The sequence below is a fragment of the Ligilactobacillus sp. JN-6 (Y).1 genome, from assembly GCF_058111525.1.
Map to the genome: position 1 here is coordinate 695,123 of NZ_CM176599.1, position 24,834 is coordinate 719,956.

Below are 24,834 nucleotides of genomic sequence, written 5' to 3' on the forward strand. Positions count from 1 at the left end.
TCTAGGTTTTACTTTTGGCTAGCTTTTATCGTCTAATCGTTGTAATGCAGCCATTCCATCTTCATGGGTACCTGTATAATCACTGAACAACCAGGCGTTTATCATAGACATGGTAAATTCCAAGCCTTTTTTCTCCATCATCCAAGCTCCAGTACAGAGAACGTTTCCGTTATTGTCATTCTTCGCTAAAACAGCTGGAAGGACGTCGTAACAAAGAGTTGCCCTAATACCAGGTATCTTGTTGGCAGACATCGCCATTCCTTGACCAGTCCCACACATCAAAAAACCATAGTCTGCTTCGCCTGAAACTACTTTGTTACAAACAATTTCAGCAATTTCAGCAAATTTACCGCCATCGGCTTCTTGAGACGACGTACAACCAACATCTTCGACCTCATATCCTTCATCCTCGACAGCTTTCACAACTCTCTTATAAAAATTAAATGCTGCTGGATCACAGCCTAATGCAAGTTTCATAAAACATACCTCCCAAAGTAACTTTTAAAAACCAACAATAACTATATATTTTTAAGTGAGCTAATAATTTCTTTGTAAGGTTTACCCTTATTAAATAGAGCAGAAGTTCCCAGTACAAAACCTTCTACACCGATTTGGCTTAATTCAGAGATTTTTTCCGGAGAAATAGCGCCATCTACCACGATCTTAAAGGAATGATCCTGGGCATATTTTACTATCTCTCTTATCTTGTCAGTTACAAAGTCTAAGTAATTCTGTCCCGCAAAACCGGGACTGACTGTCATAACAAGCAGGTAATCAATAACATTAAAAAGCTCTTTAACTGATTCGACGGAAGTTTCCGGATCTATCGCAAGTCCGCATTTCTTCCCTTTTGCTTTAATTTTATTCAAAGTACTGATTGGATGTGGATCAGCTTCTGGATGAATGTAAATGATATCGGTACCCAAATCAGCAAACAGATCAACATATTTTCCTGGGTCAGAAATCATTAAATGAACATCCATTAGTTTGTCTGTATTAGCACGGACAGCTTTCAAGTCTTCCGAACCAAGGGCAAAATTAGGCACGAAGTTCCCATCCATTATATCCATATGAAAAACATCTACATCAGCATCATTTAGTCTTTCCATTTCTGTCTTTAAGTTTGTAAAATCCGCACACATCATCGACGGACAAAAGAATTTATTACTCATATTTTTCCTCCTCGTTTAAACCCATAAAATACAACAAGTTGCTAGCAAATTTATGTCTTATAGTACCATCTTGGCACTGTGAGGCATAAGTTGAATAAAAATTAGATCATCTTGTGTGATTCGCCCTATTAAAACTTGTCGACTTCCTCGGCGGTAGGGATGCTCTCTTGGCCACCTGGACGGGATACTTTTATAGCTGCTGCTTTAGAAGCTAATCTAGTAGCTCCCTCTATGTCACCAGGTTTTTGCGCTAGTTGGGCAGCAATTACACCAGCAAATGTATCTCCCGCACCGACTGTATTGATTGCTTTAACTTCTGTTGACTCGATAAACGTAAACTTATCTTTCCCAGATTCATATAACACATTGCCTTCAGTTCCCAATTTAACGATCACATTAGGAACCCCTTTAGCAGCGATCCATTTTGCTGCTTGTCGTGCATCATCTTGTGATTCAACTGTAAGCCCAGTGATCCGCTCAGTTTCTTGGCGATTGGGAGTCACTAAATCAGCATATTGTAAAGCTTCTTCAAAATAAGAACCTTCTGGAGCAGGGTCTAAAACGACATACATGCCCTTTTTCTTTGCTATTTTCAAGGCTGCTAACACTGACTCTTGGCTAGTTTCTAAGTTCAATAAAAACACTTTACCATCTAACGGCTCAAATGTCTGTTCAACCTCTTTTGCTTCCAAGGCTTCATTCGCACCAAGAATGACCATAAACGTGTTCTCCCCCGTTTCATCAACCACGGCCACACCTATGCCCGTCTGTACGTTATCTTTTTTAATGACAGAATTAGTTTTAACGCCTTGCTGTTCTAACTTTTCAGTGATTTGTTGACCAAAATCATCATTGCCTACGCTGCCAATGAGCACCTGCTTTACACCTTGCTTCGCAACCGCAACGGCTTGGTTTGATCCCTTCCCACCAATTTTTTGTTCTAAGGACTTTGCTTGGATATTTTCGCCATACTTCGGAAAGTCTTTCACATTAACATACATATCCATGTTAATAGCTCCCATTACAACTACATCTAAATCCATCGAAATCTCCTCCAAAAATGTATTTTTACGTTGTTTCTCTAACAATTAATTCGGGTGATATTACAATTTTTTTCGGTTCGTACGTTTTATTTTGTAAATGTATCAGCTCATTTACCAAAGCTTTGCCTACTTTTTCGTTTAACTGAGATAAACTGGTTAAGCGTGGGTTTGAATAGTCATCCAATTCAAGATCATCGTTCCCAACGATCTTTACCCTAGAAGGGACATTAATACCATTATCCAAACAACATCTTAAAGCACCAAAAGCCATAAGATCATTAGAAACGTGTATCCCATCAAAATCCCAACCTTTTTCGACGATATTCTCAACAATTTTATAACCCGAAGATAGAGTATAGTTACCATAAAAAACTTTATTAAACTCTAAATCTTGCGATTGTAATGCTAAGTGATAGCCTTTTGTTCTCTCGGTAGACATTTTTTCGTCTTTAGGGCCACAAATAAAGATTATTTTTCTGGCTCCCCTTTCTATTAAGTGTCTTGTTGCTATAAAGGCACCATTTAATTGATCGATATTTATCGCCGAAAACGGATGTTCAAAATAAGCCCGATCTACAGTTACCGTATGAACACCATTTTTTTCTAAGAAAGATAAATCATCAGCTGTAACTTGCAAAGTACAGATAACAGCTCCATAAACATAGTTATCAACAACGTTTTCTAAAAAATATTCTACTTTAGCCCGAGAATCATCCGTATTGCACAAATAAACGTTCAAGCCATGTTCTTGTGCTTCGTGTTCAATAGCTTTTACTATCTCACCATAAAAAGGATTGTCTAAGTTAGGTACTAAAACAGCAATCAAGTTCGACTTCCGCTGTCGAAGTGACTGTGCAATTTTATTTGGCTTGTATCCCGTTTCTGCTACGATTTTTGTAACCAGATCTATTGTTTCAGGTTTAGCTTCACCCTTACCGTTGATGATCCGCGACACTGTAGCCGCTGAAACCCCTGCTTTTTTTGCAATATCTTTAATTGTCGTCATGTCGTTCCTCCGTAATCGATTACGCATATATTATTTGCATTAATACCCTTGCCTGTCAAGCGTTTTCAAAAACATTTTACTATTTTATTCGCGAAAAATTTCGTTTTATAGACAGTTTAATAAATATTTTTGAATAAAATAAACAAAATTCCTTACTGAATTATTTTTTGAAAACGCTATTGTATATTTTAAACAATCATGTTAAGCTGTCTGTGTTGTTTCGTAATCGATTACGTAAATTCAAATGGAGGTTTTATTATGCTCGATATTCTTCAAAAGGGCTTTTCTTTTTTTATTGGATTAGGCGGCCCAGCCATTATGTTTATTGTCATTTCTTTACTAGGAATAATATTTAGAGCACCAATTTCTAAATCCCTTGAAGGCGGCCTTAGAATGGCGGTTGCTCTTGCTGGTATGAGTGCGATCATTTCTCTTTTAACAGAATCATTTGGCCCAGCATTGAACAAATTCGTTTCCGCAACAGGTATCGAACTCTCGATCACAGATCTTGGTTGGGCTCCACTAGCAGTTATCACTTGGGGGTCGATATACACTTTATATTTTGCATTCATTTGCTTTATTTTCAACATTATACTGTTGTATATGAAAGTAACCGAAACACTGAATGTTGACTTATTTAATATTTGGAATGTCTCAATTTTAGGACTATTAATAAATTACTACGCACATAACATCGTGATCACATCGATTTTTGTTTTATGCATCTATACATTCATGTTGCTAAATGCTGATGCGATGAAACCAACTATAAACGAACTATTAGGCTATGATGACTCGAACATTTCTACCACAGCACATCCTTCTTTTTTAATAGCACCTTTAGCTATGTTGATCAACAAACTTATCGATGTACTTTTTCCATTCATCGATAAATTTGATTTTGATGCAGCAACATTGAATAAAAAAATTGGCTTTTGGGGAAGCAAATTTGCAATCGGTGCCTACCTAGGAGTTTTCATAGGTCTACTAGGCCAACAATCTGCGGCTGACACTTTTCAACTAGCCTTTATAGGTGGTGTATCCTTAGAACTATTCAGTGTAGTTGGAGGTTGGTTTGGTCCAGCGATTGAACCATTATCCAACGGTGTACAAACTGCAATGAGTAAAAACTTGCGTGGCAGACGTCTCTTGATTGCCATTGACTGGCCGATCGTTGCTTCGCGAGCAGAAATTTGGGCTGTCGTTAATATTCTAGCACCGATTTTGTTGATCATCGCCATGGTACTACCTGGAAATAAAGTAATGCCATTAGGGGGGATACTGATGACTATCTTGACTCCAGCTCTTCTAATAGTTACTAAGGGAAAAGTTATCAGAATGACCTTGATCGGTACTATTTTGATCCCGATTTATCTCTGGTCAGCTACCTTGATTTCCAAATTTATCACAAATACTTCAATTGCAATGAACAACCTTCCAAAAGGGATGCATAAAGGACAAATGTTTACTTCGATCGATTCAAACCCACTTGAAAAAATGTTTGCCATTATTTTTGGACAAGGTGTTCATCAACTAGACGTAACTAAATTACTGATTGCTGCTGTTGGTGTTGTTTTATATATAATCCTCTTTATTTGGTATAGAAAGCAACTAAAAGCTAGAGAGGCAAAATAAAACTGATGACTTATACTTGAAATATATCGAAATTATATTGCTTTTGCTAATTAAAATAGTGTGGATCAAAGAAAAACATTCTCTTGACCCACACTATTTTTTTAGTTAGCGTATATACTCGTTATTCTTATTCAACCGTCACGCTCTTGGCCAAATTCCTTGGTTTATCAACATCATATCCGCGTTCTTTGCTTGTATAGTAAGCAATCAACTGAGCAGGGATAATTGCTACTAGCGGTGTTAGTAACTGATGAACTTCAGGCAAAACGATTTGGTCGTTATCAGTGGCTAATTCTTCAGCAACAATATTAATGACGCTCGCACCACGAGCAACTACCTCTTGCACATTGCTGCGTATTAAACCAGCCGTCTTTTGATCGGTAATAATAGCAATAACTGGCGTCTTGTCTTCGATCAGTGAGATAGTACCGTGTTTCAATTCACCAGCAGCAAATCCTTCAGTTTGAACATAAGAGACTTCCTTAAGCTTTAAAGCTGCTTCGATCGCAGTCTGGTAATCGATCCCACGGCCGATATAAAAAGCATTCCGCGTTGTAGCCAGGTACTTTTGTGCTAGCCCTTCTACGAGTTCCTTTTGATCGACTAAACTTTGGATCCCATTAGCAACCTTAGTCAATTCAAAACCAATGTCAAAATTAGCAGCTGCTTCGGTCCCTTTGATCATACCTACGGCTTTAGCTAAAATAGCTTCGGCCGTTATTTGCGCTGTATATGCCTTAGTTGAAGCAACAGCGATTTCCGGACCGGCGTGCAGGAGCATGGTATAAGTCGCTTCTCGTGATAAAGTGGAATTCGGCACGTTAGTAATGGTCAAACTCTCATATCCTAGCTGATTAACTTTATCTAAAACTTCACGACTATCCGCTGTTTCTCCACTCTGAGTCAAGAAAATAAACAACGGCTTTTCAGATAACAACGGCATATTATAGCCGAATTCGGAAGCAATGTGAACTTCAGTCGGTACACCAGAGATTTTTTCAAAGAAATTCTTCCCTACTAATCCTGCATGATAGCTTGTCCCGGCAGCCACAATATATAAACGATCAGCCTTATTCATAGCGTCCATTAACTTGTTATCGATTTTAATAGAACCATCCTGAGCGATGTACGTTTGTTGTAATCCACGGATCACAGCTGGCTGTTCATCGATCTCTTTGAGCATGAAGAAATCGTATGCTCCTTTTTCAGAAGCAGTAGCATCATCATCAACATGGAATTGATTGCGCTTTACTTGATCTCCATCTTTGTCTTCAATTTCAACTTCATGCGGCGTAACCGTCACAACGTCTCCATCAGTCAACTCAATAAAATCATGAGTTTCTGATAACATAACCATCGCATCACTGCAGACAACGTTGAAACCATTCCCGACCCCGATCAACAACGGGCTCTTCTTTTTAGCCACAAACAAAGTGTCAGTTTGTGTTTTATCCATCAACAAGAAAGCATAAGATGAAGACTTATCGATCAAACTCAATACATGAGTAAAAGCTTCTTTTGTTTCCATCCCTTTATTAACAAAGTACGAGATCAGTTGAACGATCACTTCTGTATCTGTTTCACTCACAAATTCCGTATCAGCTAAGTACTCTTCCTTTAACTCCCGGAAATTTCCGATCATGCCGTTATGTACCAAATAAAAACGACCATCAGCGGATACCTGTGGATGTGCGTTGGCTTGACTCGGAACCCCGTGTGTTGCCCAACGTGTATGACCAATACCAGTTGTTCCCTTAACTGCAGGGCCAACAGCCGCTCGTAAGTCTTCGATCCGACCTTTTTCTTTTACTAAATAGCCATTGCCTTTTTGATCATTAACATAAATACCTGCTGAATCGTAACCACGGTATTCGAGCTTTTTAAGGCCATCCAGCAAAACTTCTGTTGCATTCTCTTTACCAGTTACTCCGACAATTCCGCACATAGTTCAAATTCCTCCATTAAAAGTTTTCAGGTATACCTTTTTAAAAACATTTTATTGGTATACATTTAATTTGACAAATATTTTAATTAACAAAGCTTAAAATACACCACTATGTAAAACTTGTCAACACTTTTTATATATTGGTATGGGCATATTCCAAATCATTATAAATTCTTTATCGTTGATGCTTTTGCTTTCTTTTTAAAGCTGTTTTTTATACACAAAATGAGTTTTTAAATCTGACATCATGTTGTTAGCTGCGATCTTACAGGCAGGCATAAAAAAGGTAGCCAGCGCCCCTGTAAAAAAGCGACTGGCTACCTGATATTCAACAACAAACCTCTTTATATTACATTTGCTCACTATCATTTTTATTCCGCGGTCGAGAAAAATAGACAACAGCTAAGATAACAATAAATATTACCCCAACAATGATAGAGACTCTAGTTTCTCTATTTAAAAACATAAAAAACAAAACCACAAACAAAAATAGCAATGTCAGATAATTTGTATAGGGTGACAGCGGCATCTTAAACGGATGAGCCTGGTATTCACTCTGGTGAACTTTACGAAACCTAAGTTGGCTGACCAAGATCACAAACCACGGCATCATCCCCGGCAAAATACTGGCACTAAACACTTTAACAAAAATAGAATTAGCATCCTTATATATCAAAGGTAAAACCACATTCAACACCACTCCCCAAAAAATACCGACAGAAACTGCCAGAACACTATATATCGGGATCCCGTTGCGCCCTAGCAAGGTAAATTTATGCGGTAATTCCTTTTTATCAGCCAATGTATAAAGCATCCTGCTTGAACTATAGATCCCTGAATTTGCGCCTGACAAAGCTGCTGTTATTACCACAAAGTTGATCAAGCCAGCAGCAATCGGAATACCAAATTTGGCAAAAGTTTGGACAAAGGGCGAGCCTACTTCTCCTAACTGGTCCCATGGATAGATACACAAGATCACAAAAATCGCACCAATATAAAAAATCAGTATCCTCCAAATCATCGATTTGATAGCTTGAACCAAAGTTTGCTGCGGGTCTTTTGTTTCACCAGCGCTAACTCCTATTAATTCCATTCCCTGGTACGACCCTACAACAATAGCCAAGGAAAACAAGAACCCTTTCCATCCTCCAGTAAAGAAGCCGTGCGTCCATAAATTGCTCAGTCCGATTGGATGGAAATCATTGCCTACACCAACGAAGATCATCAAGGCACCTGCGATGATCATAAATATAATAGTCAAAACTTTGATCAGAGCAAACCAAAACTCCATCTCCCCAAAGGCTTTAACAGACGCCAGATTAGCGAGAGTTATAATGGCTAAAGCTATCACGCCAGGCACCCATTGCGGCAAATTTGGCCACCAAAAAGCGAAATATCCTCCTAAGGCGATCATCTCACTCATTCCGACAATGACCCATTGAAAAACATTACACCAAGCAGTTAAAAAACCAAAAAAGGGATGTATATATTCCGTAGCATATTTTGCAAATGAACCTGTTGCTGGATCTATGTACAACATTTCTCCTAAGGCACGCATTATCAAATATAAAAAGATCCCGGCCAAAGCATAGGCTAGTAAAACTGATGGGCCAGTCCATTTTATAGAAGAATTCGCCCCCATAAATAGCCCAACACCGATCGTTCCTCCTAAAGCAATCATTTGCACTTGGCGTGATTTTAACTTTCGATTCATAAAAATCTCCTTACTATTGCTTCTTTCAAGTAAACTTACCTTAATGTAATCCCTTAAAATAAAAAATTATCCTTAGATAACATTCAAGTTAAGGTTTCTCATTGTTTTAATTTGTTACTTTTTTCAATAATAATACAAATTCTTATCTTTGCATAACAAAATATTCAAGCAAACAACTTTATTTTTGAACACCTTACAGACCTTTTGAAGTAGATGCGTCAAAACTCAAACCGCTAGCGGCTCCTTTTTTCACTCTTGAATTTAATACGCTCCAGAATTTATCTGCCTCATACAAAAAGACCCTCGTCTACTACAGACGAGGGTCAAAAATAGATTCACAAATTTATTAGAATTGATCTTGCAAAAGCTGCTTGATCTCGGCTAAGCTCGGTTGACGTGGGTTTACTGCTGTACACTGATCGTTATAAACTAAATCGACTAAATTATCCAGGGAATTATTAAATTGTTCCTTAGTTACCCCATTAGCAGATAAGGTTGGTGTAACACCAACTGCCTTCATTAGTTGATCAACTTTATTACATAGTGCATCAACTAATTCCTGGTCATTCTTTCCTTCCAAACCAATGTAGCGTGCAATATCGGCATAATCTTTTTGTGCGCTATAAACTTCGTAACGTGGGAATGGTGTCCGTTTAACCTTACCAGCAACACCATTAAACTTGATCACATGTTTCATCGCGATCGAGATAGCCAAACCGTGTGGTAACCCGAATTCTCCACCGGTCTTATGAGCCAAAGAGTGATTGATCCCTAAGAAGGCATTAGCAAACGACATTCCTGCTAAGGCAGCTGCATAGTGCATGTTGACCCGGCACTTTTCACCGCCCTTAGTTCTATGCTCGATCCGATAATTATATGAATCCTCCAAGTTTTCAAAGACTAACTTGATCGCTTCCAGTGCCCACGGACGAGTAAATTCTGAAGACATAACGGAAACATATGATTCCAAAGCATGAGACAAAGTATCTAATCCAGATAAGGCAACTGTTCGTGCCGGGACTGTCAGTGCAAAACGTGGATCGATGATGGCTACTTCTGGTGTTAGTTCGTAGTCAGTTAACGGATACTTAACATGCGTTTCATCGTCAGTAATTACGGCGTACGGTGTAACTTCTGAACCTGTCCCGGACGTTGTCGGGATAGCAACCATCTTGGTATGTGTCTGGTGCTTAAAGGTTACGATCCTTTTTCTTATATCCATGAATTTCTGTTGTAATTTGACAAACAAAGCACTGACTTTGTCATAGTCGTCTAAGAATCCTTCCTTATCATAAGAATATTCGTAAATATACCGGGCGATCTTAGCCGCATCAAGAGCAGATCCACCACCAATAGCAATGATCGTATCCGGTTTAAACTGATGCATCTGTTTTGCAATTTCAATAGTTTGGCTCAAAGTCGGATCTGGATCGACAGTTCCATAAAGTGAGATCTTAACTTGTTCAGGTCTAAGTTCTAACTGCGAATATACTTTATCAACAAAGCCAAACTGGACCATACCGGGGTCAGCAACAACGAAGGCCTTCTCCAGTTCAGGCATTTCTTGTAAATAAGTGACGGAGTCTTTTTCAAAGAAGATATTTTCTGGCAAACGGACCCATTGTGGACGATTGCGCCGTTTAGCGATCGTTTTAATATTAAGCAGATCTTCTGTCGACAAGTTATGTGACAATGAATTATCCCCCCAAGAACCTGTTCCGAGTGTCAAACTAGCCCGCATTGCATCGGTATAAATATCGCCGATACCACCCAATGAATCAGGCTGATTGACTAAGATCCGAGAAACTTCGGTCCGGTTAGCAAATTCCTTGATGAATGGGTCAGCTTGGGTCCCAACTTGAATTGCGGCATTATGACCTGCACCCTGATAACTGAGCAGTTCGCATACGATCTGAACCCCTTCTTCCCTGTCTTTTGCGCGATAAACAGAGATCATTGGACATAATTTTTCAGAAGATAGTTTTTCACCGATGTTTTTCCGATCCAATTCAAACATTAAAACATCTTTGTCTGCAGGCATCTTGATCCCTGCATGGTCTGCGATCCAATGTGCAGGCTTACCAGCGATTTGACCATTCACACCGTGCTTTTCATTAAATACAAAGTCTGCTAATTTTTGATAATCTTTTTTAGGGACCAAGTAAGCGCCACGATCTTGCATCTTTTGTAACCACTCATCGTAGATCGGTGCTTCAACCACGGCTGAGTTTTCTGTCGCACAGATCATCCCGTTGTCAAAACGCTTAGATAACAATAGGTCTTCAACAGCACGATCTACCCTGGCGGTATGGTCGATAAAGACTGGACCATTACCTGCACCAACACCAAGAGAAGGATTACCAGAACTCAACGCTGCGTTGACCATGCCGGGACCACCAGTTGCCAAGATAGTAGCAATATTTTGGTTTTTGATCAAACCAGTGGTATTTTCCAGTGAAGGAGTTTCGATCCACTGAATAATGTTTTCAGGAGCACCTGCTTTAATGGCTGCATTATACATAATCTGCGCAGCATGCATTGAACATTTTTGAGCTTGTGGATGAAAAGAAAAGACGATCGCGTTTCTGGTTTTCAATGCTAAGATAGCCTTAAACATCACTGTCGATGTTGGGTTAGTCGTTGGTATGATCCCAGCAATAACTCCTAGAGGCGCAGCAATTTTAATACTACCGCGGATCACATCATCTTCAATGATCCCAACGGTTTTATCGTTTTTGATCGTATGGTAAATATTTTCTGTAGCAAAACGGTTTTTCGTATCTTTATCTTCAACTACACCACGCTGAGTCTCATCAACAGCTTCATGTGCTAATGTTAACGAATTTTCCGAGCCTGCTAAAGCCATTGCAGCAACTATCTTATCAACTTCTTCTTGCGTAAAACCGCTATACTCCTCTTCGGCTTTAACAGCTTTGTTAACTAATTTCCCCGTATATTCGTTAGCTTTTCCTTGTGTATCGAGTGGATCTTTAATGACTTTACCCTGATTCTTTTCTGCCGTTTTCATAATTTAATATCCTCCAACACCATTTTTTATTATTCTTGTTGTGAAATATTTCACTTGTTATAATATCTCATTCTCAGAAAATTTTCAAGCTATTCTGACAATGTTTTTTGAATTATTTTTTGAAAACGCTTAATTTATTCGTCCGCCATATCCCTGATTTAAAGGCAAATAAAGCAGAGAAAAAGCTTGCTTTTGTATTTAAACAATGTGATGTAAACAAATCAATAAACATCAGTATTTTTACATTTTGAGAAATAGGCGAACAAATTTCACACTTTATGTTAACGTTTTCACATGTATTTAACTAAAAAGAACACGAAACCAACCACTTCAAAAAGCGGGAAATTTCGTGTTCCTTTTATCTAACGAGAGCATCCGAGCTCAAGCCCTTATTTTCTTCTCTCCAAGCTCCTTAAATCAGGCACCACGTTGTTCTTGCTCATCATTAAGTTTAGCGATCTTGCCTTGCTCGATATATACAGCCAAGATCGACATGTCAGCAGGATTTACGCCACTGATCCGTCCTGCCTGAGCCAGCGTTTCTGGACGGATCTTCTCCAACTTCTGCCGTGCCTCTGTAGCGATACCATCGACAGCGGCATAATCAAGACGATCAGGGATCTTTTTGGCTTCCATCCGTTTTAGTTTTTCAACTTTTTGCATGGACTTCTTAATATAGCCTGCATATTTCAGTTGGATCTCAATTTGTTCAATACTTTGTTGTTCCAATTCCTTTTCTGGAGCAGGGATAAATTCCAAAAGATCCTTATATTTGACGTATGGACGTTTCAAAAAGTCACTGGCCAAAATACCATCTCTTAGTTCATGCTCACCGTGTTCTTCCAAATAAGCATTGACCTTGTCATTTGGTTTGATACGAATGCTTGTCAAACGTTGTATCTCGGCTTCAATAATTTGCTTTTTATTTTCAAACTGCGCATATCTTTCATCCGAGATCAAGCCAATTTCATGGCCTAGATCGGTTAAACGCAAATCTGCATTATCATGTCGTAAGATCAAGCGATATTCGGCACGTGAAGTTAACAAACGGTATGGTTCGCTGGTTCCTTTTGTAACCAGATCATCTATCATCACGCCAATATAAGCATCGCTACGTTTCAAGGTAATTTCATCTTTGCCTAAGGCGCGCCGACCAGCATTGATACCAGCAACGATCCCCTGGCCAGCTGCTTCTTCATAGCCGGAAGTGCCATTAGTCTGACCAGCCGTATACAACCCAGAAACTAATTTTGTTTCAAGAGTCGGTCTCAACTGATATGGTGAAACAACATCATATTCTATCGCATAACCCGGACGCATCATTTCAGAATTTTCCAAACCAGCGATCGAATGTACAAATTCTTGTTGAACTTCTTCAGGCATGGAAGTTGAAAGCCCTTGAACATAATATTCATCAGTATGTCTGCCTTCTGGTTCTAAGAAGAGTTGATGACGGGGTTTGTCAGCGAAACGAACGATCTTATCTTCGATCGAAGGACAGTACCGCGGCCCAACACCTTCGATCACACCAGTAAACATAGGAGCACGATGCAAATTGTTATGAATGATCTCATGTGTCCCATTATTTGTATATGTTAACCAGCAAGACAGTTGGTCTTTAGCTGCTAAATAATCTTCATCACTTGACTCGTATGAAAAATGATGAGGTGTTTCATCACCAGGCTGTTCGTCTGTCTTGGAATAATCGATCGTATTTCCGTCAATACGCGGTGGTGTACCTGTTTTGAAACGTTCAAGTTCAAAACCCAGCTTTTCCAAATTACCAGATAACTTCATCGAAGGTTGAGTATTATTGGGGCCAGATGAATACATCAATTCACCAATTATGATCTTCCCACGAGCTGCAGTCCCAGTTGTCAAAACAACTGATTTAGCACTATAACGAGCACCAGTGTTAGTGATCACTCCCTTGACTGCTCCGTCCTCAACGATCAGATCATCCACGATACCTTGGCGTAAAGTTAGGTTTTCTTGTTGTTCCAAAGTATGCTTCATTTCGATAGAATACTGGCGCTTGTCAGCCTGTGCACGTAAAGCACGTACTGCTGGGCCTTTCCCCGTATTGAGCATTCTCATCTGTACGTATGTCTTATCAATATTGCGGCCCATTTCACCACCAAGGGCATCCAATTCACGAACAACGATCCCCTTAGCGGGCCCGCCGATCGAAGGATTGCATGGCATGAACGCAACCATTTCTAAATTAATGGTCATCAGCAGTGTCTTATTTCCCATTCTGGCAGCGGCCAAAGCTGCCTCACACCCTGCATGACCCGCACCGACTACGATCACATCATAATCCTTGCCGGGATATTGTTTTATTTCCTGCATAATTTCTCTTCTCCTGTTTCAAAATCATTTGTTGATCAAATCATATTCTGTATGTCAGTTTCGACATTGAATTTGCTTAAGTGAAAAAAGTCTGTTAATGCTGACCTTCTATCCGCCCTGCTTCGTTCACTTTTTTATTTACCTAAACAAAATTGGCTGAACAATTGATCCAGCAGTTCATCTTGATATGAATCACCCGTAATTTCTCCTAGATCATCCCATGCATCCGTCATGTCTATCTGGCAGAGGTCTACCGGCATGCCTTCATCTATCCCGTTCAAAACCGATTCCAACGAATCTTTCGCTTGATGCAATAGCGCAATATGCCGTGAATTTGTCAGCATGACGGTTGTTTGGGAGTTTTCGATCCCGTTAAAGAACATCTTAGCGATCCGTTCCTCCAGTTCATCTAAACCATCGTTTTTTAAAACTGACGTACTAAGCAACTCTTCTGGAGCAACCAACCGTTTGACTTCAGTCATATCGATCTTTTGTGGCAGATCAGTCTTATTTAAGATCACCATCCGTTTTTTATCTACAGTCAATTCTAATAACTTACGATCTTCATCAGTCAAAGGCTCACTAGCGTTTAACAAGACCATAACAAGATCTGACTGATCGATCGCTTTACGAGAGCGTTCGACGCCAATTTTTTCTACCTTGTCTTCTGTGTCACGAATGCCGGCTGTATCGACCAATTTCAGCGGTACATCGCGAATATTAACATATTCTTCGATAACATCGCGTGTTGTACCTGCAACATCGGTCACAATAGCCTTATCCTCATGCAATAAATAGTTCAGCAGGCTAGACTTGCCAACGTTTGGCCGCCCAACTATTGCGGTCGCCAAGCCCTCGCGCATAATTTTGCCCTGATTTGCCGTCCGTAGAAGGTCTTCGATCCGAGTTTTAACTTCCTGGGCTTTTTCCTGCAAGATCTTGGTCGTCATTGTTTCAACATCGTCATATTCTGGATAATCAATATTAACTTCTACTTGAGCTAAGGTATCCAAGATATCTTGGCGCAAATTTTTGATCAATTTGGACAAATTACCGTCCAATTGATTCAAAGCGACTTTCATGGAACGGTCCGTTTTCGCCCTGATCAGATCCATCACAGATTCAGCTTGGGTCAGATCGATCCGTCCATGCAAGAAGGCACGTTTAGTGAATTCACCTGGTTCTGCCAAACGAGCACCATTTTGCAACAATAACTGTAAAATTTTATTAGTTGGCACAATACCACCGTGACAGTTGATCTCAACAATATCCTCACGCGTAAAAGTTTTTGGGCCCCGCATTACTGAAACCATTACTTCGTCTAATTCTTCATTAGTTTCTGGATCAACGATATGACCGTAATTAATGGTGTGTGTTTGGACATCTTTTAAGTTTTTCCCTTTAAAAACCTTGGCAGCAACATCTAACGATTCCTCACCGCTCATTCGAACAATAGAGATCGCGCCCTCACCAGGAGGAGTGGAGATCGCGGTGATCGTATCGTATTCTGTTGTTTGCATCATAGTCATTGAAAAATCCCTCCTTAGGCACAAAAAAAGCGCCACTCCACGCCAAATAAAAGACATGGACAAAGCACTTTGACTACTTTATCTATTCAAGATAAGAATGATTAGTTTCAATATACGAGCAATGATCACAAAAGTCAAGTATAATTAGAGAGTAAACTTAGAGTAATAGTCGAGTTTATCTCACCGGTAAAATCGACCATACTATGACCAAAAATCAAAATTTAGAAAGCTTGGTTCGCAATGTTTTTAATCGATATTATGCCTAAAAATCATGAATCTTATGATCCGATAGTCAATCAATCTATCGACAATTACCTGATCAATGATCTTAAACTGCCTGGACACGGATTGATCTGTTATATCAATCGACCTTCTGTGATCATTGGGTCTGCCCAGAATGCCTTTAGCGAGGTCGATTTAAATTATCTCAGCGATAATGATGTTAAGTTAGTCCGCAGAACGTCTGGCGGCGGTGCTGTTTATCATGACCAGGGTAATATCATTTTTGAAAATATTATTAGCGGCAACTTAGACCATTGTAATGATTACAGTTACTTCGCAAAACCGATCTTAACAGTTTTAGAAGAAATGGGGCTTCAAGGAGGCCACATTAGTGCTAAAAGCGCATTGGTCGCTGAGGACCATAAGTTTTCCGGTATGTGCATGATCAAGGGACAAGATGGCTATGCTGCTGGTGGAACACTGATGTTTGACATGAATATCGCTGATGCACGTCAAGCCTTAACTCCTAAAAAGCGTGACCACGTCAAACGCGGCGTTTTATCGGCAGACCGCCCGATCACAAACTTAAAGCCGCTGCTTTCAGATAAGTATGCACAAATGTCACCAGAAGCCTTTAAAAATGAGCTTTTATTGCGCTTGTTTCACGTGAAACAATTAAAGGATATCCCAACTTATCATCTAACCGGCAAAGACTGGCATAACATCTATGCTCTTGTTGCTGAAAAATACGGTCGTAATGTCTGGAACTATGGTAAAAATCCAGGCTATGAATATTACTCAAGTTTTCAAACTAACACTGGGCAGTTGCATATCAATTTCTCACTGGGAGATCAAAAAATAACCCGGATCAAAGTTTTTGGTGATGCAATTACCATGGATGCCGCAGATACCTTAGAACAAATATTATTAAATGTTGCTTTGGAAAAAGCAAGTATAGAAAAACGGCTTGCCAACACAGTCTTTGGCACAAACAAAAAACTGCGCCAAATAATTGTTAATATGTTGCTCGAAGCAGAAGATACCCACAAAATAACTTCCTAGAAGTACATCTCGATCAGCTCTTTAAAAAGTTCTCCTTCTTGAATTCAGGATCCGGATAAGTGTAAAAACCTTGTCCGCTTTTTGTCCCTAGTTGGCCTTGATCAAGCATGTCTTTTACCTTTTTAGAAATCTTCTCTAACATAGGATCATTTGTTGCTTTTGCTTTAGTGTCATTGATATTATACACCGTCTGCAAGCCAACAACATCCATGATCCCAAATGGTCCCATCGGAGCACCTGTCCCGATCATCCAAGTTTTATCGATCGTTTGAGGGTCAGCTATTTCATTAGCCCAAAGATCACTTGCTGCATTCAGCAGGGGGATCAAAAGTGAGTTTAAAACATATCCCGACTGCTCCTTTTTCAGTTGGATCGGAACCATGCCGATCTCCTTGGCAAATTCAACTAGTTGCTCATAAACCTCGGTGTCCGTCTGATCTGAACCCATAACTTCAGCTGTATTGTTTATCCAGATATGATTGGCAAAATGCAAGTTGCAAAACTTCTGGGGCCGATCAGTGTAAGGAGCTATTTCACTCGGTAAAAGAGTCGACGAATTATTTGCAAAGACGACTTTCTCGGGCGCTGCCTTTGATAATTCCTGATAAAAGCTCTCTTTGAGCGAAAGTTTTTCTGGTATCGCTTCGATCACTAGATCTGCATTCCCAACGGATTTCTTTAAATCATCTGTATAACTTAGATGATTCAAAGTTGTTTTAATGTCCTCAGGTTTAGATGTGATCTCTGCTTCATACTGCTTTCCTAGACCTTCTATGGTGCTTTTGGCTTGATCCAGTATCTCTTCACTAATGTCATAAACAGTTACCTCAAAACCTTTGTAGGCTGTCTGAAAAGCTATCTGACTACCTAAAACACCACTGCCAGCAATAACAACTTTATTGAAACTCATGCTAAGATCTCCTTTGATAAAACCCAGTGAAACGACTACACCTTAAGCTTAACTCTTTTTTTATGGTTTAATAAGCAATACGCTGTAAGCGCTTGACCAAGCTTGATATCAACAACTTATGTCACTGTCTTATTTTCCACGCGGACATTTCTAGTCGTCTCTTTTCTTTCAAGGCCTGCCCTGTTTTAGACTGTGCACCATCCACAGGATTTTACGGGGACCACTATACATGATCTGTTCGCCATATCGTTCGGCGTCAGGCCCCACATCTATCAACCAGTCAGCTTGACCGATCACAGATAAATTATGTTCAACAACGACTAAACTATTACCATTTTCTACAAGCTCATTAAACAATTGCATTAATTTTTGTGTATCTTTCAAATGTAATCCTGCAGTTGGTTCGTCAAAAAGATAGACTGTCCCTTGAGAATTTAGCTTGAAATCCAATTTTAGCCATTGTAATTCACCACCAGACAAAATCTTCAAAGGTTTCATTTAGTTCGCGCCTAGGTAAAGCAACGATCGTATCAAAAACCAAAAACGATTTTCCCGAACCTGACGTCCTACAAAGACAATGATTTTATTTTTAGTAATAAGCGGGTCAACATTCTGCAAGCTGTTTTGTGCAGCCTTTTTAATTATGATCTCTGAATTTGACAAGCGTCTTACTCCTTGAGCATTATTTAATGAAAATTTCTATAAGAAAAATTGTTGCATCACATTTATCTCTAGCCTACCAAATTTCAGCCATTCGAAAATAGCTACTAGCATAGACACTCTTCAGTGACAGTTGGCTATTTGCCGGATTATTTTTAAATTTGACAATTAATGCATATCTGAATGCTACAGTAACTATCATTGACACTTCTCAACTTCATTTGGCATTCTTTTTCAGTCGCGTAAAAAACGACGGTATTATCACACCCAGGCCTAGAAAAAAAACAAAGATCGCATTGTAGATCATATTAGACTTCAAATCGTCTGGAACTAGCAACATGTAGCCAATAAAACCCAGAGCAACACATGTAGCCCACAGCGGTCGAAAATTTTTAATAGTAGTTTCTCGATTTTTTTCCTTAAAGTAAGGAAACTTCCTTTCAAAAATATACCAACCAACGAAAAATATAACCGCCACTATGACAAGCCAAAGTATAGATGCCATCCCGTCATTATAATTCACAAGTAAAACCTCACTGGCCAATAAAATTACCCACCAAAGAAATTGTGAAAATCCGTACTTCCAATCGATCATGGAGATCCCCTACTTTCCATAATTAAGCTTGGAAACTCAGAATGCTATATCACTCATTATGATAAAAGTGCACCATTTTATCCAAGTTCCCTTCTTTCCCTTTAAATCAAGGGTAGCATATTTGGGGAAACGCATTCAAACGGCACAATATCTACAATTAATTAACTATCGTCCACATCCTTCCAGAAGAAAAAAAGTGATTTTAAATGGAATGACCATAATAGCTCGTATCATTTTAAAGAACAACAAAACAAAACCTCTTTGTTTGGCCCAAATAAAAAATCACCCAACATAATTTATTGGGTGATCCTTTGAAAGAGCCGCAGAGTCATCAGTCCTAAAAGAAAAAACTACATTGAATCAAATCTTAACTTTGACAGACAATAAGTCATATGGTCCTACTTCAGTCTCATTCTGTCTTTCTTCAAGCGCGTTAACTACTTCTCCCTTCGCTAACAGCACCTCCGGGAGCCTTTTGACAGTCTGAGTTAAGTTTTGTACGCGTAGAATATAACTGTCCCGATCTGTATATGATGGATAAAGAGCTGAAATATCAACATCCTTGGATAGGTCTAACAAGGAAACTTCCGCTGGTACTTCAGGATCTCCTTCAGTTTTCCAGATCTTATTATCTAAACGGTTAATAAAATAATTGAGTTCTTGAGATTGATAAGACACACTTGGAGCCAACCATTGACGAGTCAACTTATTATTTGTAACTTCAGAAAATTTTTGATTGCTGAGGCAAAATGCAAAATCAAATTCATTTGTTCCTAATTCCTGCGCAAGCGGTGTATGCATCATAATATGCCCGCGACTTGTCGTATCACCTGATGCTCTGCCTGGGCGCCAAGCAAGGTTGGGTTTGCCCAATTCCCCAGTGGTTGCTAAAAGAGTGATAAACAGCTGCTGATCAGCATACTCATATTCCTTTTGACCGTACCCCCAAAACGTAAAGTTCTTATTATCCTCAGTCAAAGTGACCGATTTGTCAAAATCATAGATATTGACCGGTTTTTCTACAAACTCTTCCTTCCAATTTTCCTGGATCGGTTTATTTGTTGTCTGCACATACCCCGCTTGAATCTGAGCCACTACAGTATTAGTCTCAATTTGTGGCGAAAATTTTAACCGTAAACGATGAGACTCGACCTGGTTATCAATGGACAGATGAGCACGTATCTGTCCATTCTCATCAAATCGTAAGATCAATGAATAATTTAACGTCGCTAATTGTGGATCCCTTGTTGCGCGCTCTGTCAAAGTTGCAGGTAATTTTGCCGCCCCTTTAACACAAAGTCGGTCTCCATTTAAACTCTTTAGTACATTGGCAGAATCAAAAGGTAGTTCTGTCTCCTGCTCATCCAAGAGAGGAGAATAATCGTAAGTGTCGCCATCATTTGCAGAATCAACTAATGACAAAATATTAGCAATCTTTCGCTCTCCATCGATCAAATCGATTTTTCCATCATGGAACAGCAACTTCTTTGTCCCTAAAGAGATCTCCTGATCCTCAACAGAAACACTCTCCTGCAACTGAGGCAGATCGCTTTTTCCTTCGGTTACATTAAACACCTTATAACCTAAGCCGGGTAGTGACACATGCCCAGTAATTTCCAATTCAAAGTATTCAGGCTCATCTTTAAACTCCTGCCCTTTTGAAGTCATCATCAAAATATGCTTTCTTGCCGGATGGTGTTTCATTGCAGTGATCTCTTGTTGCTTCATCCCAAGGATCTTGACTTTTTTTGAAGGAGCAACCACTTTAACGGTTTTCTTTCCTTCATAAGCATATGGCTCAGTATTAAAAACTAAAACCTGAGCACTTGTAAGGTGTAGGAATTCAGCTATCTTCTTTTGCACCATATTTTTGATGCCATCCGCTAATTCATTAGCTTCCTTAAATCTGTGCAAAATATCGACTGTCACATTATCCGAAACACTTCCACCTAAGGTGTCATGTGCCTGGCATTCTAATAATTTCTTCCACAACTTAATTAAAAGTCCATTACCAATGTGGATCCCCACTCGATCACCGATCACACATAAAGGTTCAACGACTTTTAGTATTTTTTGTTCTAGAGCAAAACTTTGCTGCTTGATCTGGTGTCTTACCGAGCCGATCGTCCGATGAACTCTGGCGTGTGTGGGCAAACGTAATTCACCTTGATAAACAGGCAATTTTGCTTTTTCTTTCCGCATTAAAGCGACAAAGTCAGGATAAGTGTCGATCACCGTATGGTATTGGCTGTGTTCATTTAAATCTTTGACAGTCTCACCGATATCTTTAACAATATTCATCTGATCGATCCCAGAAGGTACTAAAACATCTTGATGGTTACCATGTTCGGATTCAAATTTAATAGCCGGATCATAGCGTTCTTTAACAAATTCAGTAATTTTCTTTTTAGAATCAGGCGTGATCTGACCTGTAAAATAACCGAAAGGAAAGTCGACTGCTACCGCCTCTTTTTCACCAAGGCCCCGCCACCGGAAATAAACTGAATCAACTTGCCGCTTAAAATTAGTCCCCCGCCAAAACAAAATATTATCAATACCTACTTGCTGAAGGAGGGTCGGCATTTGTGCATTAAAGCCAAATGTATCCGGCAGGTAACCAACCTTCATCGGTTGACCATAATTTTTTTTCGTATCTTTCATACCGATCACTAAATTACGAATGATCGACTCTGCATCTGGGATCAAAGCATCAGTTTGCGTGTACCATGGGCCCACAAACAGTCTGCCTGCTGCTACTAGACGTTGGATCCTATCCTTAGCTTCAGGATGAATATCAACATACTCATCTACCACAGAAACTTGTCCGTCAAGGCAAAAGTTCGCATCCTTGTTTTTCTCTAATTCATCCAAAACTTCAGTAAATAGCTGCTCACTCAGGACCTGAGCATCCATCGTCGTGAAATACCACTCACGATCCCAATGAGTATGATTTACCAAATGTGCTGTTGTCATTTAAACTCCTCCGTTTAGTTTTTTAAAAAAAGAGCAACTACAATTTGCAATGATGTAGTTGCTCTTTTTATTACTTCCTCAAAAGCCTGGCCGTCATTGCAAGATCCCCGCTGGTCAGCGAACTATTATTTGGAAATTCCGGCATTGTCAGATATCTTTCCAAATCAGAACCTTCAACATAGCCGTTTTAAATAACCTGCCGTATTTTTCAAAGTTTCTGCAAGTTTAGTAGTCGGGAGCCTATCTTGATCTTTAACTTGGTGATCGACATTGCCCACAGTACAAACAAATTTTGCGTCACCAGCTTCAATTGAACCTACTAACATAAAATCACTCGCCTATTTCTTATTTTTCTGACAGACTTCAATGACTTCATGGTTTGGCCCATAGAAATTAAAGTAACTGATCCCATGTTCCCAAAATGGTAGATGCATCACTTCGTGGTCGATCAATTCAAAGCCTAAGTTTTTAACTTCTTCAAATGCATTTTGATCATCATCTGTATCGATCGCTAAATGGTTGATAGCACCAGTTTCTCGGTTGGTTTCGGCTTCATAAACTTCTAACATCAGGTCGTTAATTTGTAAAAATCCGACCTTGCTACCCCCATTATCTTCTTGATTTATTAACTCAAAACCGAGTTTTTGATAGGACTTGATACTATCATTAAAATTTTGTGTGGGGATACCAACGTGTGAAATACCCTTAAAAAATGCCATATTACCTATCCTCCCTTCACTTTAATTTCAAATTAATTTTAACTTCTGCAATCCTTTAACAATACCTAGATTATCATTCGTATCTGTAATAAAATTAGCTTTCTCCTTAATTGTTTCATTACCATTTTCCATTGCAATACTACGGTCTACCACATCAAACATAGTTAAATCATTGTTGCCATCACCGAAAGCATAGGTCGGTACATCTATTTGCTGTTTTGCCTGAAGGCTTTTGATACCTTCACCTTTAGAACCGCCTTTAAGCACCGTATCGATCGACTTTTCTCCAGTAATAAAAAATTCTAATTCGGGGAACTTTTGCGCATACTCACGATCTGCATGATGGGAAATAACCAGCAGTTGATTGACTGGAGCTGTCTTATAAAACTCATTATCAACTTGTGGAAATGGTGCCGCTATATTTTGATAAAATCTGCGTGACAAAGGGCGATCCTCCGACAAGGCTATTTCTTGATAATTATAAAATCCAAGTATATCGTTCCGTGACTGTGCATATGATAAAACCCTGCCACATAACTCTGCTGGAATTTCGCGGCTAGAAACGACTTGACCTTCGAATTCAATATATTGACCATTCATGGAAACAATTGAATCGATCTGACACTCTTTCATAAAGTGTCGAACTTCAAAGGCTGCACGGCCGGTACAAATAATCGGAACATTTCCATTCGCCTTGAGCTGTCGAATTGCATCACGGACCTCAGGAACGATAGTTGAATTACTTGAAAGTAAGGTCCCATCCATATCAAAGAAAACTAAAGATCTTATTTTTCGCAAATTTTTACTCCTATTCAAACAAACCAACTATTTTCTCAAAACAACATTCTTGAAAGACGCTTGACCGTAAGAAGCAGCTACAGCTAAATCGTCACCAAATTTTTGATAAACTCGACTAGTCAAACTTATGCCATTTACGACAACGATCATAATGTCGTTATCAACCATCAGTTTCACATGAAGGTCGTCGAAATTATTTTCCGTAAGCGGTCTTTCCAATCCCTTATTCATCATCTGATACCAAGGCCATTCAGGACTCTTATCAAAGCTTATTCTTTGGTCATCTGCTGATAATAAATACTGATATGATTCGTCAGTATCGACATTCTTAAACACCCTAAGCGCCAAATCACTTAATTTACTGTCGCATGAAACATCCATGTCTAGTACAAAGTGTCTCCCTACATTTTTAGCAATAACTTTTTCGGTTCGACCCTCTTCATCATCGATCACAAAGTCATCAATGTTATGGACGTCTTCAAATTCAGTGGTTAATTTCTCAGGGAGTTTGGTTGCTAATGTCCCATCACTTCGTTGTTCTAATTCCAATGGAAGATAAGTTCCACCCCACTCCCAATTGACCATATCGCCTTGTTCTTTTTCACGTGTTGGGACCCAGCCAAACAATACACGCCGTTGACCGTCAAAAGCAGTTCTGGCAGCATAGTATGCACGGCCATCAAATGCATCATCTTTAGGCTTGATCCATGGACCATCGATGTTTTTACTCATACGATACCGCGTTTTACTTTGCTCACTATATTCAGTGTAAACTAAATACCACCAATCACCCATTTTGAACAAATCTGGCATCTCAAGGCCAGTATACAAATTAGGGGCAAAGAAGTCTCCTTGAAAGTCCCAATTTTTCAGATCTTTGGACCTAAACGAAACAATACGCCCTGTTAATTTGGACTTTGGCCCTGCAAGTCTTGTACCTAATATCAACAGGTACTCCTGTTTATCTTCATTCCAGATCACCCACGGATCTCGCCAATCAGTTACATCGTAACCCTCTTGTGCGGGTAAGGCTAATTTGTCCACGTTTTTTTGAAAGTGTTCATAGTCGTCACTAACACCATGTAACAAAACCTGAGATTCTTTGCCTTCCTTTTCTGCCTGACGGTTATAGCCAGTGTAAAAGGCATGAATTTTTCCTTGTGCTTCAAAAACAGAACCAGCATAGATAAATTCGGCAACATCATTCTCGTCACCTTCGGGAATAGCTACCCCATGATCCTCATAATCAATAAAATCTTTAGTGGTTGACAAGGACCATCCAAAAGGATGATAGTTTGCTTCTAAAGGTCCGGGGTTTCTTGGATCACGTTGGTGATACAAATAAAACGTTCCCTCTTTTCCAAAGGGCATGATGTCACCCATCCAAGTGTTCTTCAGTGGTTGATAAAATACTTTATACATGAAAGATCCTCCTCATTTAATAAAACAGAGTGCAACGAGACACATAAGA

19 protein-coding genes and 1 pseudogene are annotated in these 24,834 nt (G+C 39.4%); 2 read left to right on the forward strand and 18 right to left on the reverse strand.

Going from position 1 to position 24,834, the window contains the following annotated elements; all coding sequences use genetic code 11:
• Positions 1 to 18 precede the first annotated feature (18 nt).
• From AC3XNE_RS03370 to AC3XNE_RS03385, 4 genes are all read right to left on the reverse strand, one after another.
• The gene (locus AC3XNE_RS03370) at positions 19 to 477 is read right to left on the reverse strand and encodes an RpiB/LacA/LacB family sugar-phosphate isomerase (RefSeq protein ID WP_489832865.1); all 459 of its coding nucleotides are present in this window, start codon (positions 475 to 477) and stop codon (positions 19 to 21) included.
• Positions 478 to 518: 41 nt separating this feature from the next.
• On the reverse strand, positions 519 to 1,172 hold the full coding sequence (locus tag AC3XNE_RS03375; protein ID WP_489832867.1) for a ribulose-phosphate 3-epimerase: 654 nt from the start codon (positions 1,170 to 1,172) through the stop codon (positions 519 to 521).
• Positions 1,173 to 1,300: 128 nt separating this feature from the next.
• The gene (locus AC3XNE_RS03380) at positions 1,301 to 2,215 is read right to left on the reverse strand and encodes a ribokinase (RefSeq protein WP_489832869.1); all 915 of its coding nucleotides are present in this window, start codon (positions 2,213 to 2,215) and stop codon (positions 1,301 to 1,303) included.
• A 25-nt stretch (positions 2,216 to 2,240) separates the two neighbouring features.
• On the reverse strand, positions 2,241 to 3,248 hold the full coding sequence (locus AC3XNE_RS03385) for a LacI family DNA-binding transcriptional regulator (protein ID WP_489832871.1): 1,008 nt from the start codon (positions 3,246 to 3,248) through the stop codon (positions 2,241 to 2,243).
• Between the two features lie 231 nt (positions 3,249 to 3,479).
• Here AC3XNE_RS03385 and AC3XNE_RS03390 point away from each other — a divergent pair, with 231 nt between their 5' ends.
• Positions 3,480 to 4,856 (forward strand): PTS transporter subunit IIC, encoded by a 1,377-nt coding sequence (locus AC3XNE_RS03390; protein WP_489832873.1) that lies wholly within the window; start codon positions 3,480 to 3,482, stop codon positions 4,854 to 4,856.
• Between the two features lie 127 nt (positions 4,857 to 4,983).
• On the opposite strand, the gene glmS is transcribed toward AC3XNE_RS03390, so the two are convergent.
• The 5 genes from glmS to mnmE all read right to left on the reverse strand — a co-directional run bounded on the left by glmS (position 4,984) and on the right by mnmE (position 15,424).
• Positions 4,984 to 6,801 (reverse strand): glutamine--fructose-6-phosphate transaminase (isomerizing), encoded by a 1,818-nt coding sequence (gene glmS, locus AC3XNE_RS03395; protein WP_489832875.1) that lies wholly within the window; start codon positions 6,799 to 6,801, stop codon positions 4,984 to 4,986.
• Positions 6,802 to 7,150: 349 nt separating this feature from the next.
• The gene (locus AC3XNE_RS03400; RefSeq protein ID WP_489832877.1) at positions 7,151 to 8,515 is read right to left on the reverse strand and encodes an amino acid permease; all 1,365 of its coding nucleotides are present in this window, start codon (positions 8,513 to 8,515) and stop codon (positions 7,151 to 7,153) included.
• A gap of 346 nt (positions 8,516 to 8,861) precedes the next feature.
• A complete protein-coding gene (adhE, locus tag AC3XNE_RS03405) occupies positions 8,862 to 11,543 on the reverse strand; it encodes a bifunctional acetaldehyde-CoA/alcohol dehydrogenase (protein ID WP_489832879.1) in 2,682 nt (893 codons plus the stop codon).
• A 417-nt stretch (positions 11,544 to 11,960) separates the two neighbouring features.
• On the reverse strand, positions 11,961 to 13,895 hold the full coding sequence (gene mnmG / locus AC3XNE_RS03410) for a tRNA uridine-5-carboxymethylaminomethyl(34) synthesis enzyme MnmG (RefSeq protein ID WP_489832881.1): 1,935 nt from the start codon (positions 13,893 to 13,895) through the stop codon (positions 11,961 to 11,963).
• A 134-nt stretch (positions 13,896 to 14,029) separates the two neighbouring features.
• Positions 14,030 to 15,424 carry a tRNA uridine-5-carboxymethylaminomethyl(34) synthesis GTPase MnmE gene (mnmE, locus tag AC3XNE_RS03415; RefSeq protein WP_489832883.1) on the reverse strand — a complete coding sequence of 465 codons (1,395 nt, stop codon included), beginning with the start codon at positions 15,422 to 15,424 and terminating at the stop codon, positions 14,030 to 14,032.
• A gap of 240 nt (positions 15,425 to 15,664) precedes the next feature.
• Between mnmE and AC3XNE_RS03420 the strand changes: the two genes are divergently transcribed.
• Positions 15,665 to 16,708, forward strand: a complete 1,044-nt coding sequence (locus tag AC3XNE_RS03420; RefSeq protein ID WP_489832885.1) for a lipoate--protein ligase — start codon at positions 15,665 to 15,667, stop codon at positions 16,706 to 16,708.
• Positions 16,709 to 16,721: 13 nt separating this feature from the next.
• Here the strand turns inward: AC3XNE_RS03420 and AC3XNE_RS03425 are convergent, their stop codons facing one another.
• The 9 genes and pseudogenes from AC3XNE_RS03425 to AC3XNE_RS03465 all read right to left on the reverse strand — a co-directional run bounded on the left by AC3XNE_RS03425 (position 16,722) and on the right by AC3XNE_RS03465 (position 24,785).
• Positions 16,722 to 17,618, reverse strand: coding sequence for a 3-hydroxyacyl-CoA dehydrogenase (locus AC3XNE_RS03425; protein WP_489832887.1), 897 nt, complete (start codon positions 17,616 to 17,618; stop codon positions 16,722 to 16,724).
• 121 nt (positions 17,619 to 17,739) lie between these two features.
• Positions 17,740 to 18,113: pseudogene (locus tag AC3XNE_RS03430) on the reverse strand (hypothetical protein); the annotation flags it as partial.
• 3 nt (positions 18,114 to 18,116) lie between these two features.
• Positions 18,117 to 18,281 carry a hypothetical protein gene (locus tag AC3XNE_RS03435; RefSeq protein WP_489832889.1) on the reverse strand — a complete coding sequence of 55 codons (165 nt, stop codon included), beginning with the start codon at positions 18,279 to 18,281 and terminating at the stop codon, positions 18,117 to 18,119.
• Positions 18,282 to 18,495: 214 nt separating this feature from the next.
• A complete protein-coding gene (locus AC3XNE_RS03440; protein ID WP_489832891.1) occupies positions 18,496 to 18,873 on the reverse strand; it encodes a hypothetical protein in 378 nt (125 codons plus the stop codon).
• 360 nt (positions 18,874 to 19,233) lie between these two features.
• Positions 19,234 to 21,846, reverse strand: a complete 2,613-nt coding sequence (locus AC3XNE_RS03445) for a glycoside hydrolase family 38 N-terminal domain-containing protein (protein WP_489832893.1) — start codon at positions 21,844 to 21,846, stop codon at positions 19,234 to 19,236.
• Between the two features lie 173 nt (positions 21,847 to 22,019).
• Positions 22,020 to 22,172, reverse strand: a complete 153-nt coding sequence (locus tag AC3XNE_RS03450; protein WP_489832895.1) for a hypothetical protein — start codon at positions 22,170 to 22,172, stop codon at positions 22,020 to 22,022.
• 12 nt (positions 22,173 to 22,184) lie between these two features.
• Positions 22,185 to 22,565 (reverse strand): VOC family protein, encoded by a 381-nt coding sequence (locus tag AC3XNE_RS03455; protein ID WP_489832897.1) that lies wholly within the window; start codon positions 22,563 to 22,565, stop codon positions 22,185 to 22,187.
• A 27-nt stretch (positions 22,566 to 22,592) separates the two neighbouring features.
• Positions 22,593 to 23,363: a Cof-type HAD-IIB family hydrolase gene (locus AC3XNE_RS03460; protein ID WP_489832899.1), complete on the reverse strand. Its 771-nt coding sequence runs from the start codon at positions 23,361 to 23,363 to the stop codon at positions 22,593 to 22,595.
• A 27-nt stretch (positions 23,364 to 23,390) separates the two neighbouring features.
• Positions 23,391 to 24,785, reverse strand: a complete 1,395-nt coding sequence (locus tag AC3XNE_RS03465) for a glycosyl hydrolase family 32 (protein WP_489832901.1) — start codon at positions 24,783 to 24,785, stop codon at positions 23,391 to 23,393.
• Between the last annotated feature and the right edge of the window lie 49 nt (positions 24,786 to 24,834).

Coding starts and splice junctions, on each gene's coding strand:
- AC3XNE_RS03370 (WP_489832865.1), bottom strand. CDS start 477: ATGAAACTTGCATTAGGCTGTGATCCAGCAGCATTTAATTTTTATAAG.
- AC3XNE_RS03375 (WP_489832867.1), bottom strand. CDS start 1,172: ATGAGTAATAAATTCTTTTGTCCGTCGATGATGTGTGCGGATTTTACA.
- AC3XNE_RS03380 (WP_489832869.1), bottom strand. CDS start 2,215: ATGGATTTAGATGTAGTTGTAATGGGAGCTATTAACATGGATATGTAT.
- AC3XNE_RS03385 (WP_489832871.1), bottom strand. CDS start 3,248: ATGCGTAATCGATTACGGAGGAACGACATGACGACAATTAAAGATATT.
- AC3XNE_RS03390 (WP_489832873.1), top strand. CDS start 3,480: ATGCTCGATATTCTTCAAAAGGGCTTTTCTTTTTTTATTGGATTAGGC.
- glmS (WP_489832875.1), bottom strand. CDS start 6,801: ATGTGCGGAATTGTCGGAGTAACTGGTAAAGAGAATGCAACAGAAGTT.
- AC3XNE_RS03400 (WP_489832877.1), bottom strand. CDS start 8,515: ATGAATCGAAAGTTAAAATCACGCCAAGTGCAAATGATTGCTTTAGGA.
- adhE (WP_489832879.1), bottom strand. CDS start 11,543: ATGAAAACGGCAGAAAAGAATCAGGGTAAAGTCATTAAAGATCCACTC.
- mnmG (WP_489832881.1), bottom strand. CDS start 13,895: ATGCAGGAAATAAAACAATATCCCGGCAAGGATTATGATGTGATCGTA.
- mnmE (WP_489832883.1), bottom strand. CDS start 15,424: ATGACTATGATGCAAACAACAGAATACGATACGATCACCGCGATCTCC.
- AC3XNE_RS03420 (WP_489832885.1), top strand. CDS start 15,665: ATGTTTTTAATCGATATTATGCCTAAAAATCATGAATCTTATGATCCG.
- AC3XNE_RS03425 (WP_489832887.1), bottom strand. CDS start 17,618: ATGAGTTTCAATAAAGTTGTTATTGCTGGCAGTGGTGTTTTAGGTAGT.
- AC3XNE_RS03440 (WP_489832891.1), bottom strand. CDS start 18,873: ATGATCGATTGGAAGTACGGATTTTCACAATTTCTTTGGTGGGTAATT.
- AC3XNE_RS03445 (WP_489832893.1), bottom strand. CDS start 21,846: ATGACAACAGCACATTTGGTAAATCATACTCATTGGGATCGTGAGTGG.
- AC3XNE_RS03450 (WP_489832895.1), bottom strand. CDS start 22,172: ATGTTAGTAGGTTCAATTGAAGCTGGTGACGCAAAATTTGTTTGTACT.
- AC3XNE_RS03455 (WP_489832897.1), bottom strand. CDS start 22,565: ATGGCATTTTTTAAGGGTATTTCACACGTTGGTATCCCCACACAAAAT.
- AC3XNE_RS03465 (WP_489832901.1), bottom strand. CDS start 24,785: ATGTATAAAGTATTTTATCAACCACTGAAGAACACTTGGATGGGTGAC.